At 68.5% G+C, this 12,422-nt stretch carries 10 protein-coding genes; 6 read left to right on the top strand and 4 right to left on the bottom strand.

Annotation, left to right across the window (positions count from 1 at the left end; genetic code table 11):
• The first annotated feature begins 76 nt into the window (after positions 1-76).
• Positions 77-805: a metallophosphoesterase family protein gene (locus POL72_RS15855; protein WP_272096176.1), complete on the top strand. Its 729-nt coding sequence runs from the start codon at positions 77-79 to the stop codon at positions 803-805.
• Between the two features lie 197 nt (positions 806-1,002).
• Entirely contained in the window at positions 1,003-1,464 is a 462-nt protein-coding gene (locus POL72_RS15850; RefSeq protein WP_272096175.1) for a hypothetical protein, read from the top strand.
• 383 nt (positions 1,465-1,847) lie between these two features.
• On the opposite strand, the gene POL72_RS15845 is transcribed toward POL72_RS15850, so the two are convergent.
• Both POL72_RS15845 and POL72_RS15840 read right to left on the bottom strand, forming a co-directional pair.
• A complete protein-coding gene (locus POL72_RS15845; protein WP_272096174.1) occupies positions 1,848-2,489 on the bottom strand; it encodes a class I SAM-dependent methyltransferase in 642 nt (213 codons plus the stop codon).
• A gap of 207 nt (positions 2,490-2,696) precedes the next feature.
• A complete protein-coding gene (locus POL72_RS15840; RefSeq protein ID WP_272096172.1) occupies positions 2,697-4,844 on the bottom strand; it encodes a transketolase in 2,148 nt (715 codons plus the stop codon).
• A gap of 392 nt (positions 4,845-5,236) precedes the next feature.
• Here POL72_RS15840 and POL72_RS15835 point away from each other — a divergent pair, with 392 nt between their 5' ends.
• From POL72_RS15835 to POL72_RS15820, 4 genes are all read left to right on the top strand, one after another.
• The gene (locus POL72_RS15835; protein WP_272096170.1) at positions 5,237-6,367 is read left to right on the top strand and encodes a beta-ketoacyl-ACP synthase III; all 1,131 of its coding nucleotides are present in this window, start codon (positions 5,237-5,239) and stop codon (positions 6,365-6,367) included.
• Positions 6,368-6,395: 28 nt separating this feature from the next.
• Complete coding sequence (locus POL72_RS15830) at positions 6,396-7,094, top strand: iron-containing redox enzyme family protein (RefSeq protein ID WP_272096169.1); 699 nt, start codon at positions 6,396-6,398, stop codon at positions 7,092-7,094.
• Position 7,095: 1 nt separating this feature from the next.
• Positions 7,096-8,013 (top strand): DUF6999 family protein, encoded by a 918-nt coding sequence (locus tag POL72_RS15825; RefSeq protein ID WP_272096167.1) that lies wholly within the window; start codon positions 7,096-7,098, stop codon positions 8,011-8,013.
• A gap of 247 nt (positions 8,014-8,260) precedes the next feature.
• Positions 8,261-8,689 (top strand): CBS domain-containing protein, encoded by a 429-nt coding sequence (locus POL72_RS15820; protein WP_272096166.1) that lies wholly within the window; start codon positions 8,261-8,263, stop codon positions 8,687-8,689.
• Between the two features lie 41 nt (positions 8,690-8,730).
• On the opposite strand, the gene POL72_RS15815 is transcribed toward POL72_RS15820, so the two are convergent.
• Positions 8,731-10,134, bottom strand: a complete 1,404-nt coding sequence (locus tag POL72_RS15815) for a serine/threonine-protein kinase (RefSeq protein WP_272096165.1) — start codon at positions 10,132-10,134, stop codon at positions 8,731-8,733.
• A gap of 301 nt (positions 10,135-10,435) precedes the next feature.
• Positions 10,436-12,328: a hypothetical protein gene (locus POL72_RS15810; protein WP_272096164.1), complete on the bottom strand. Its 1,893-nt coding sequence runs from the start codon at positions 12,326-12,328 to the stop codon at positions 10,436-10,438.
• Between the last annotated feature and the right edge of the window lie 94 nt (positions 12,329-12,422).

Raw genomic sequence — 12,422 nt, 5'->3', positions numbered from 1 at the left:
AGTCCGCCGATCGGACGCCGCGAGGCGCCGAGAGCCGCTCCAACGTCTCGATGGCCGCCGAAGGGGGGGTCCTGCCATGCGGATCGCGCTGATATCCGACATCCACGGCAATGAAGTGGCGCTCAAGGCCGTGCTGGCCAGCATCCAGGCGACGGGCGTCGATCAGGTGATCTGCCTCGGCGACGTCGCGACGCTGGGACCGCGGCCTTCGGCCATCCTGGACATGCTGCAGGAGCTCGGGTGCCCGTGCATCCTCGGGAACCACGACGAGTTCATGCTGGATCCGGAGCTGATCCGCACCTACACCGAGGCCTCCATCGTCGTCGACGCGGTGGACTGGTGCCGTGATCGGCTGTCGAACGACGAGCTCGCCTTCCTGCGCACGTTCCAGGCACGCCTCGAGATCCCGCTCGACGCCCATTCGACGCTCCTCGTGTTCCACGGCTCGCCCCGGTCTCACATGGAGGATCTCCTCGCGAACACCCCGCCGGAGGAGCTCGATCGCCGCCTCGCGGGCCACGCCGCGACGGTGATGGCCGGGGGGCACACGCACCTCCAGATGCTCCGGCAGCACCGCGGCACGCTCCTCGTGAACCCGGGGAGCGTCGGGCTCCCCTTCAAGGAGTACGCGAACGGCGGGCCGCCGACGCTGCTGCACCACGCCGAGTACGCGACCGTGGAGGCGCAGGGCGGCGCGGTCAACGTCAGCCTGCACAGGGTGCCGGTCGACAGGGACGCGCTCCGCGCGGCGGTGAAGGCCTGCGACAACCCCATGCGCGGCGCGCTGCTGCAGCAATACGCCTGAGCGAGCCCGGCCGGTCCTGCCGGCCGCGGCGCGCGCCGAGAGCAGGCAGCGCGAGCGCCGCGCGGTCGCCCGCGACGCCGCGCGCTGCGCCGAAGAATCCCGCGGCGCCGGCGAGGCCGAGGCGCCCGATCCGCGTGCGGCGGGGCGCGGCGATCTGGTAGCCTCGAGGGCGCGCGCCGGAGAGCGATGGAGCCCCGATGACGAAATACGAGCACATCAAGCTGTCCTATGAGGCCTCCAAGGCGGCGATCGGCCAGGTCGCCGAGGAGCTCTTGCAGTGGATATATGAGCTCCGCGACCACATGGCCTGGCCGAGGGACAAGTGGGCGCTCAACCGGATCGCCGGGGACGCCCACGCGAACGGGCTCTTGCAGCGGTTCGTCGTCGAGAATCAGCCCGGCGTCGGCGAGGTCTTGAAGTGCCAGCTGTCCCTCACCGTCGAGGAAGAGCTGCCGTTCACCGTCGACTTCTTCGCGGTGGGCAGGACCGACAGGGGCCTCCTCGTCGTCCTCATCGGCGGAGAGCAGATCACCGTCAGCAAGTCCTCCCCCGACGCCTTCTTCGAGAAGGCCGTGGAGCACATCCGGCAGCAGGCGAGGCGCGTGGCGAAGACGCGCCGCGTCGGAGCCATCGCCGGCACGCCCCACCGCCCCGCCTAGGCGCAGCGCTCGCCTGGCTGCCCAGGCGCAGCGCGCGCATGACGCTCGGGCAGGCGCCACCGCGCGACCGCTCGCGGGAAACGGCCCCCCTGCGCTTCAGCAATGAAATCCACCACACCAGAAACGAAAGCCTCACCCGGACAAGGCCTACGTAAATTCACGGACCTCCATCAGGAGACTCCTGGCCCAGCTCCTGCATAGCCCTGACACCGGAGCGCCTGAGGGACGGTTTCCCCCCCCACACCGTCGGACGGGCGCTCTTTTTTTCTTTTGTGCGCGCCTCCGCCACGGCACCCGCGCGGGTGCCGTGGCGGCTCACCGCGAGACGAAGGGCCCCCTTCTGTCACCGGAGACGAGCTGGCACGCTCTGCCCAGGTGGTGCGTCACGCCAGCTCGGCGAGCAGCACGCGATGGCCCAGGTCCAACGACTCCAGGCGTCGCAGCGCCCCGTACTTGCGATCCCACTCCCCTGACGCAAGGTCCGCCCTCAACCACGCGAGCCCTTTCGCCACATCGCCCTCCTCCGCGAGCGCAAAGTTGGAGATGTTCCGCCGGACCTCGGCATCCAGGTACATCTCCGGCCGCCCCCAGTACGCAGCGAACAGACCGTCGGCGCAATCGCGAGGCAGCTGGAACGGCAGCGATTTCACGGACGGGAGCTCTTCTCTGATCACGCCGACAATGGCGGAGTTCCTTCGTGATGGGTCGAGCGAGGGAAGGTAGTCCTCGGTCAGCCAGCAAGGTTCACCACTCGACGGGTCGCGCATGAAGATGACGATTCGCTTGCGCGCGACCCTGCGAAGCTCGCGCAGGCCTGCCCGCAGGTCGGTCCAGTGATGTAGCGTGTTGACGGCCAAGGCGGCGTCGAAGCTCTGGTCGGGGAGGGGCAGGCGCTCGGCCGTGGCCTGGAGGGCCGGCGCCGCACCGAGCGGCCTTTGCGCGATCATGGCCGCCGAGGGCTCAACCGCGAGCACCTCTCGGTCGGTCGGCTCATACGCGCCGGCGCCCGCGCCCACGTTGACCACCGAGCGCGCATCACCAAGGGCGCCTCTGATCAGCGCCTCGATACGGGGCTCCGTCCTCCGCGTCGCGGAGTAGCCTGCACCGATGCGATCATAGAGAGCGCTCATGTCGGTCCTGTCGCTGGCGTTGTATCACGATCGGCCGACGACCGATCCGCAGCGCGCTTGCGCCCGATCCTTCGCGGCCTGCACGCCCTGCTCGCGCGCGCATCAGGACATGTGGCCCCCGCTCTCGCCCCCGTGGCCCACGCCCGCGGCGCGTGCTTGGTCGGAGAGAAGCCGCTTCGCTGCGCCAACGATGGCGGAAGCATCCAGCCCCGCCGCATGCAGGAGCTCGGCCGGGGTGCCCGAGCCAGGCATCTCCCTCACGGCGAGGTGGACGACGCGCGCGGCGACGGGCTCCTCGCCAGCCAGGGCTTCGAGCACCGCGTCGCCCAGGCCGCCCTCGGCCCAGTGATCCTCCACGATGACGGCGTTTCCAGCCGTGGCCTGCACCGCCGCGCGGATGCCGGCGGCGTCGATCGGCTTGATGCCATACGCGTCGAGGACTCGAGCGGAGAGCCCGCTCGCCTCGAGCTCTGCGTGCGCCTTCAACGCTTCGTGGACGGTGATGCCGGCGGCGATGATCGTCACGCGATCGTGGGGTGTCTCGCGCAGCACCTTGCTCCCGCCGATGGGGAACGCCTCGGTCGCGTCGTACAGGACAGGCGTCTTCTCGCGCGTCGTCCGGAGGTAGACGATGCCCTTCTGGTCGGCCATGGCAGCGACCAACCGCGCGGTCTGATTGGCGCAGCACGGATAGAGCACGGTGCTCCCGTGGATGGCGCGCATCATGGCCAGATCCTCGAGCCCCATCTGCGACGGACCGTCCTCGCCGATGGATACGCCCGCGTGCGAGCCGCAGACGCGGATATTGGCCCTCGACACCGCGGCCATCCGGAGGAAATCGTGGGCGCGCGTGAGAAAGGCCGCGAACGTCGACGCAAAGGGCGACCAGCGCCGGACGCTCAGCCCGACGGCGGCGGCCACCATCTGCTGTTCGCTGATGAACATCTCGAAATAGCGGTCTGGATGGGCCTTCGCGAACTCCTGGGCAAAGGTCGAGTTGTTGACCTCGGCGTCCACGGCGACGATATCCGCGCGCGCAGCGCCGAGCGCCTCGAGCGTGTCGCCGTACGCTTTCCGCGTCGCGACGGCCGTGGAGCGCTCGTAGCTCGGGAGCCTCAGCGGCTCGGCGGTAGGCCGCGGCGCAGGCTCACCCGGCGCAGGCGCCTCTGGCTCGATGACGATGTCGCGCATGCCTCCCAGCTCTTCGATCGCTTGCGCGCACTGCGCCCGGTCGAGCGCCTTTCCGTGCCAGCCGTCCTTGTCCTCGACGAGGGACACGCCCTTTCCCTTCACCGTGCGCGCGACGATCAGCGCGGGCGCGTCCGAGGCGCCGAGGGCTTCGGCATAGGCGCCGGAGATGGCGGCCGGATCGTGGCCGTCGATCTCCAGGGCGCGCCATCCGAACGCGCGGGCGCGCGCCGCATAGGCCGCGGAGTCCCAGCCGAGGGGCGTCTGGCCGCGTTGCCCCAGGCGGTTCATGTCGAGGATGGCAGTGAGGTTGCCGAGCTTCGCGTGGCGCGCGTGGTCGAACGCCTCCCAGATGGAGCCCTCGGACATCTCGCTGTCGCCGAGCAACACCCAGACATGGTAGGGAACCTTCTCGAGGTACTTCCCGGAGAGCGCGATGCCGACGCCGATGGGGAGCCCCTGACCCAGGGAGCCGGTCGCCACGTCGATCCAGGGGAGCGTCGGCACCGGGTGCCCCTGCAGCGGGCTCCCGAGGCGCCGATACGACAGGAGCTCCGCGTCGGAGATGACGCCCGCCGCCTTGAGCATCGCGTAGAGCAGCGGGGAGGCGTGGCCCTTCGAGAAGATCACGTGATCGTTGTTCGCGTTCTCCGGATGGCTCAGATCCCAGCGGAGGTAGTCGCGGAGGAGCACCGCGATGAGATCGGCCGCCGACAGGCTGGAGGTCGGGTGCCCGGAACCGGCCATCGTCGAGCAGCGGAGGCTATCGACGCGAAGCTGCTGAGCAAGCTCACGATGACCGTGAGCCTGCTCGGCGCTGCCCCGGTGTTGCCCCTCGCGCCCGCCGCGCGGTTCGTGCTCACGCCGCGGCGCTCCGTGGGGCGCCTGGGTCGACCGCTCGCCGGGCGGCGCGGGCGAGCGGTCCTTCTCGGCCCTCGGCGCCTGCCCTCGATCGTCCTGCGCAGGAGCTCCCCTGGGACGGCTCGGAGCGACGTCTTTCAGGGGGCTGCGTACGTGCTTTGGCCTTCTTTTCTCGGGTGTCTTGGGGGCCTCTTGCGCCATGGCTGCACCTGACGCTGCCGTCTTGATGCAAGCAGGGCGCCACCGCGCACGAAGCTCGTGTCCGGTCACGACGACGGCAGCCAAGTCGACCCGCATGGATGGTGCCGACCGGCCGTAGGATGCGGATGAACCTGGGCGGCGGCGCCGAGCTCTTCAGCTCATCGACAGACACGCCGTGCTCAATCTGTGCGCGGATGCCCTCGAGCTCGGCGCGGTTCGCCTCTTCGACGGCCCGGAGCACGATCGCGCAGGTTCCGACCAAGACGGGTGCGAGCGAGAGCGCGAGGACGGGACATGGTTACGCCTCGGCCCGGCGAGGGCGATTGAGGTAGTGTTGATGCCGCATGCCGCCGTGACGAGCTCCAAGCCCATGTCTGCCACGGAGAAGGATCATGGATCGTTCCGTCTACATCACCAGCACTGGCGCGTTCTTGCCTGGCAAGCCGGTCCCGAACGAGGAGATGGAGCAGTACATCGGCGAGCTCAACGACAGACGCTCCAGGCTCGGGCGCTTCGTCCTGCGGCAGAACGGCATCAAGACACGTCATTACGCGTTGACGCCGGACGGCGTGCACCTTCACAGCAGCGCAGACATGGCGGCTCGTGCGATACGGGACGCGCTTTCGCGCAGCGAGATCGCCGCGGAGAGGCTCTCCTTCCTGGCGGCGGCCACCACCCAGGGCGACCTCCTCGTCCCCGGTTTTGCCAGCGCGGTCCACGGCGAGCTCGGCCTGCGGCCGATGGAGATCGCGAGCTTTCAGAGCGTCTGCGCCAGCAGCATGATGGCGTTCAAGTCCGTTTACCTCCAGCTGAAGGCGGGCGAGCACGACTGCGGCGTGGCCTGCGCCGCCGAGTTCTCCAGTCGCTTCTTCCGACCTGGCTTCTATGCCGGTCGGGAGCAGGAAGGCGAGGACTCCTCCGCCTTGATGGAGACCGAGTTTCTCCGCTGGACCCTCTCCGACGGGGCCGGCGCCTGGCTCCTGGAGACCAGGCCGAACGAGGGGCGCCGCTCTCTGAGGGTGGAATGGATCGATCTCTGCTCCTATGCCGACCGCTTCGACCCCTGCATGTACGCGGGCACCTCCAGGAACCGGGCGGGTGAGAGGAAGCCCTGGAGTCACTACGACAGCCCTGCGCTCGCGGCGCAGCAGGGCGCCGTCGTCCTCAAGCAGGACTTCGATCTGCTTTACCGCATGTTCCCCGTGTGGGCGAAGCATTACCTCGAGCTCGTGGATCGGCGACGTCTGAGGCCCGGAGCCATCGACCACTTCCTCGCGCACTACTCGTCCCACTCTCTCCGCGGAGAGATGGTCAAGCTGCTCGCGAAGACCGGGGCGATGGTGCCCGAGGCTCGCTGGTTCACGAACCTCTATTCCCAGGGGAACACGGGAGCCGCATCCATTCTCCTCATGCTGCATCAGCTGATCGAGGAGCGGGATCTGCAGCCGGGCCAGCAGGTCCTCGGCTTCATCCCGGAGAGCGGCCGCTGCGTCATCGCCTTCATGCTGCTCACGGTCGTCTGACCCGCCGTCATCACCAGGGAGGTTCGGGATGCTTCCGGAACGTACATCGCCTCGAGACGAAGATTCACCGCAGGCCGTCCTGCGCGGGCTGTCGTCCATCTGGCTGGATTTCGAGTCCCAGGTGCATCACATCCCGATCGTGCGGCGCGTGATCGAGCGTCGCATTCGCCTGGCCGATTACCACGAGCTCCTGCTGAACCACCGGGCGCAGGTCATGAACGGGGCGCTCTGGATCGCGCGCGCCGCCTCCAACATCGGCCACGAGTTCGCCGAGCTGCGCTCGCGCTTCATCCGCCACGCGGCCACGGAGCATCGCGATTACCTGATGCTGGAGGAAGACTACCTGAAGAGCGGCGGCGACCCGGCCGGGCTCGCGCGGCACGAGCTGAACATCGGCAGCGAGGCCCTGTCCGCCTGGATCTTCCATCGCGCCGATCAGCCGAACCCCTTCGATCTCCTCGGCGCCATGTACATCATCGAAGGCCTAGGCAAGCGGGTCGCGGCCCAGTGGGCCGAGCATGTGCAGTCCGCCCTTCGCCTGGAGGCGCAGGCGGTCAGCTTCTATCTCTATCACGCGAAGGCCGACGAAGATCACCTGGGCGAGCTGGAAGAGGCGCTCCGCTGTGGTATCTTGAACCTCCCGCGGATGGCGCCGAGAATCCTCAAGACCGCCCGGGTCACCGCGCGACTCTACCGCCTCCAGCTCGAGGAGATCGGGAGCTACTGACATGGATTTTCAGGACCTTTTCAGGAAGATGAAGCACGACCCCAGGGATCCCGATCCGTGGCTGGCCTTGTACCTGGACCGGTCCTTGCCGATCGACGAGAGGGCCAAAGCCGCCTTTCTGAAGAGCCAGCGCAGCACCACGCGCAGGGTCGTGATGCCGATCATCAGGCCGTTCGCCCGCCTGTCGATCTCCGGCATCAAGCTCATGAAGATTCTTGTCCCGGCGAGCTGGCAATCTCCGTGGTTGTTGCACCGGTCCATTTACTGGGGCCTGAGGCTCTTCGTCGCCCCGGAGGCCAATTACCTCATCCTGCGCCACTTCACCATCGGCACGGAAATCTTGAAGTTCATCGAGGACAACGTCCCGGGCATCCATATCGAGACGACGACGCCGCTGAGGACCAGGAGGCTGGAGGACCTCCTGGACAACACGTTCACGGTCCACGATCTGACCTTCTACAACTTCATCATCGAGCTGAACGAGAAGCTTCGCGCAGAGGGGCGTGAGATCGAGCCCCGGAAAGAGATCGACTTCTCTGCCATCACAGATGACGACGCGAGCATCGGCGACCTCCCGAACACCTGGCTGAACATCGTCGACCTGCAGACCGCCATCGAGATCTACACGCCGCTCTATGCGCTGTTCCTGTCGGACCACCATTTCTGGCGGGCGAGCAATTCGCTGCAGCTGGACGAGATCATCGCGCTCTACGTCGGCAAGATCCTGAACGACCCGCTGCCCGTCGCCCTGGTGCACAACCATCATCCGATGGTGCCCAGCTCGACGCTCGAGGCCGGCTTCCGGTTGACGCTGCATGGCCTCGACTCCGAGACCCTGCACGGACACCTGAGGAAGCTGAAGGCAGAAGCGAAGAGAGCGGCGGCCCCGGGGAGCCCTCGCGCCGTGACGATCTCCTGAATCCTCCTCCTCGAACCGAGGCTTCTCCGGGCGAAATCTGGAGGAGCGTCGAGGCCGCCGGAGGGCAGAAGATCGCGCCTCGTGTCCGCTCGATCGCAGCGAGACGTGTGCCACGTGCGATCCTCTGCGCGCCGCGAGCTCGACACCTGTGCCTCGCCGGCGTGATGGCCCGCCGTTTGCTGGTCTTCGAGACGGGACGATGGGCGTCTCGAACACGATGCTGAGTGCGATTCCAGGAGGAGAGACAATGAATTGCTCCGAGCTCATGAAGACAGACGTGGCCTGCTGCAAGGCGAGCGAGCCCGTCGAGAACATCGCCGAGCTGATGCAGGCGCGGAACATCGGTTTTGTTCCGATCTGCGGCGACGATGGCTCCGTCATCGGGACCCTGACCGATCGAGACCTCGCGATCCGGGTGCTCGGGGAGCACCGTCGCGCCTCGTCGACACGGGCGGAGGACGTCATGACCCGAGAGGTCGTCTGCTGCGGGCCGGACGAGGATCTGAACGTGGCCGCGCGCCTGATGAGCAGCCACAAGAAGTCGAGGATCATCTGTGTCGATGGTCAGAAGCGTCCTGTCGGCGTCATCAGCCTGTCGGACATCGCCGACCGGGACGGCGGGGCAGGGTCGTCAGCGCTGCTGAGCTCGATCTCTCAGCGAGAGGCGCGCTCGTAGCACGGGCTCGTTTTACGTACGCGCTCGTTGGCAACAACCGCTCAGTGACGCGTCCTGAGCAGCTCGCGTTCGGTGGGCACGCTTCGCGCGCCGGTCGCGCGGTCACCGCGGGGGATGCGAGCGCTCCGCGGCGCCAGGCGCGGGTCGACCGGGCGCGCGGCCTGCGCGGCGAGGGGGCGCGGCGCGGCCGCGGGCACAGCGGCCTCGTCGGGCGCGGGCACAGCGGCCTCCACGGCCGCGGCGTCACCCGATCTCGCTGCTGGGCGTGGGCTCGCCTGGGCCGCGATGCGCGCCCGCGCGGCGCGGACCACGGACGCAGCGCGCACGTCGACGCTCGACGCCCGCAGCGCGGCGGGGACCTGCGCCTGCGCCCACAGCGCGCCGGTCGACAGCACGACGCCGAGCGCCACGACGAGGCCGGCCGCGAGGCCCAGCTTGCCCCGGCGCGCGGGCTCGGCCCGCTCGGCGCGCGCCGGCGCAGCCGACGGGCCGACGGCGGCCTTGTAGGCGGCGACCATGGCCTCGATCGAGGGGAACCGCTCCGTCGGGTTCAAGGCGAACGCGCGCGCGAACCAGGCCGAGAGCGCTGGCGGCGCCTCGGGGTACAGCGCCGGCCCTGGCGGTTGCGCTGTGGCCAGGATCGAGGCGAGCACGTCGCTCATGGTGTGGCCCGAGAAGGGCAGCCGGCCCGTGAGCGCCTCGTACGAGACGACCGCGAGCGCCCACATGTCCGAGTGCGGGTTGGTGTCCCCGTCGCAGGCGTGCTCCGGGCTAAGGTACGCCGGCGTGCCCAGCACCACGCCGTCGACGGTTCGGCGGGGAAAGTCGGCTGGCAGCTCCTTTCGGATCCACTTGGCGATGCCGAAATCCGCGACCTTGGCGCGCACGTCACCGTTGCGCTCCTCCTCGAGCAGCACGTTCGTCGGCTTGATGTCGCGGTGCACGATGCCGAGGCCGTGCGCGACGGAGAGGGCCTCTCCCATCTGGCCGAGGAGCGGGGCGAACTCCGCCGGGGATATCGGCCCCCGCCCCTGCATGAGCTGCCTCAGGGACCGACCTCGAACGTAGCCCATGACGAGGTACGGACCCACGGCAGGATCGTTGCCGACGTCGTGCACGGCGACGACGTGGTCCGTCTTCTGCGCCAGCTGCGCCGCGACCTGGGCCTCGAACCGGAAGCGCTCCAGCGCGGTGCCAGCCTGGCTCTCGCGCTGGACCGTGAGGAGCTTGAGCGCGACGTCGATCCGTAGCGCCCTGTCGTGCGCGAGCCACACCTCGCCCATGGCGCCGCGTCCGACCAGCCGCGAGAGCTTGTACCGCCCGGCGACGAGCTGGTTGCGCCGCGGGTCCTGGGCTACGTCGCCCCGCCCGGCTGCAGAAGAAGCGGGACCGGCGTCGCCGGAGCGGTCAGAGCGCGCCGCAACGGCACGCGCGCTGTCCACCATCGGGAGATTGACGTCAGATCGTCCACTGGAAGCCGATGCTTGCCACACGAGCGGTACCCTCCGTGCCGTCGCCGTGTCCAAGCTCGTTGACGCGCTGATGCGACAACGCCCCTGGACACCGAGACCGGGGCATGACGACCACGGTACCACCGAGAGGGCGAAGCTGGAATCAGGAACGACGGAAGCGGCTCGCTCGGGAGTCTCCCGATCCACCATAAGGTGCGCAAGGGTGGTGGATCAGCGCCATGGCGGCGCCCTCGCCCAGGTCAGAACGTGATCTTGATAGCGATCGCCAACCTGTTCACCCGGCCGTGAGGGAAACCATGCGGCGGCGCCGGAGGATCCGATGAAGGGCCGCTGCCCAGGCGGCCATCCATGCCGCCAGAGCGCCCGTCGGGGCGGTTCGGCCTGCCACTCCGCAGGTGCACCCGCCGCCTTCATCGCCTTCTCCACCTGCACTGTTCGATGTGCTGGAGCCGCCGCTGGATGCGGATGATCCGGTGCCGCTACCGGCGCCAACGGCCACGCACCTGCAACCGTTCGGCTGGTCGGGAGGAACGCATCCCGCGGGGCAGCTCCCGGGATCGTCACCGTCGCATTCCTCGGGAGCCTCGATCTTGCCATCGCCGCATTGGCTCGTGGACTCACACGACTGACCCGGGCAGGAGCAGGTCTCGGAGCAGCCCCGGAAGGCGCTCCACATGCACTCACCCATCGCTCGTTCACGATTGCCCCCGTCCTTGTTGCTCCCATCGAGCTCGGGCACCCTCCCCGAGCCGGAGATACACTCTCCGCTCCCGTCAGGACCGTAGTCGGAGCCATACTGGCCCCCGACGGGCGCGCAGGGATCCGGCTGTGTCAAGGCGCCGTGGTCGACCCAGCGATCCGCATACGAGAGGATGACGTCCTTGTTGACCGGCCATGCCGCCGCGAGCGCAGGCATGAGCCGCATGAGGAGCGCCGAGTATTTCGTCGGTTTGGCCGTGTTGTCTTGATACCATCCGCCAGGCTCGAAGCCGCCGTCGATGTACCCATAGGGGTCTCGGATCGTCCGGGTCGATTGATCGGAGAAGTCGGCCCAGTACTCCTCCTCCGAACCGACGGGCTGCCCCCACAGGGCGGCGCCGTTCTTGCCGGCGTAATAGCTGGCCGTCTCGAAGAATCGGTCCGTGTCGACGGCCGAGAGGTCAGCAAGCATCGCCGGGTCGGCGAGCATCGTGGCCGCGAAGGCATAGGCGAAGAGCTTGCCGCCGCCGTTGCCGCCGCCGCCTCGGAACAGGCTGGCGCCCATCTTGTCGACGCCCCAGATGTCGATACCGTGCTGCACGTAGCCGACGAGCACGGGGAATTTGGCGGCGAGATCCTCTTCGGGCGTGCAGGGCGGCGCGCCGCACACATCGGCGAGATGCAGCCATGCGTAGACGTCGGTGTCGCGCGCCCAGATGTCGGTCGACCACGGCCTGCCGTCCGGGAGCGCGTCCTCCGGCGGCATGAGGTCGCACGTGACCGAATGGCTCGTGTAATCGAGGCGGAGGTGACGCGTCCAGGCCAGGGCCGTCTCCAGCGAGGGTGTGTCGGCGCACGCAGCCTGCAGGCGCGACAGAAGCTGCGTCTGCAGCGTGGAGGTCGAGAGCACGGGCTTGTTCGTGCCCACGAAAGGAGGACGAAAGGTCGTGCTCGGGTCAGCGGGCGGCGCGTCGATCACCGTGACCACGGCCGCGAAACGCCCGCATGACTTCTCACCGGCGCCATCGCAATCGCCCGACGGGTTGTCGGACACGTACTTCACGACGGAGCTGCCGGGCGGCGCAGCGTAAGGCAGGCTGATGGGCGGTGCATGGTCGTCGAGCCGGTCGTCCCACCGCTGCGGCCCGTCGGGGGAAGGGTTCACGTCCACGCCGTGGCGGCCGCCGGCCGCCTCGGGGGTGATGGTCGTGATGCTGGCGACGCCGTTCTCGCTGATCACGAAGTACTCGCCCGTCGCATACCGACCGCAGGCATAGGCCTTGTCGAAGCGGAACGTGATGTCGTTGCTCGACCCCGATGGAGCCTCGTAGCGCAGGCAGGGGCCGCTCGAGTCGGACGTGATGGCGCTCGGGGTCCCTGAACAGCCGCAGTCCGCCCTGGCCTGTGCGTCAAGGAGAACAACCGCCGCCGAAGCGGCGAGTGCGACGGTCAACAGGTTGAGCTTCATCCTGTACACGACCTAACATGGGGCGCGCGTCCGAGGGATGCCGACCAACCCGCTTGAGCTGTTTTGTGCGCGGCGCAGCCTCGACGCCGCGCGG

The sequence above is a fragment of the Sorangium aterium genome, assembly GCF_028368935.1.
Lineage (GTDB): Bacteria > Myxococcota_A > Polyangia > Polyangiales > Polyangiaceae > Sorangium > Sorangium atrum.
The sequence above is the reverse complement of the archived record's forward strand: the minus strand, read 5'-3'. Positions and strand labels throughout refer to the sequence as shown.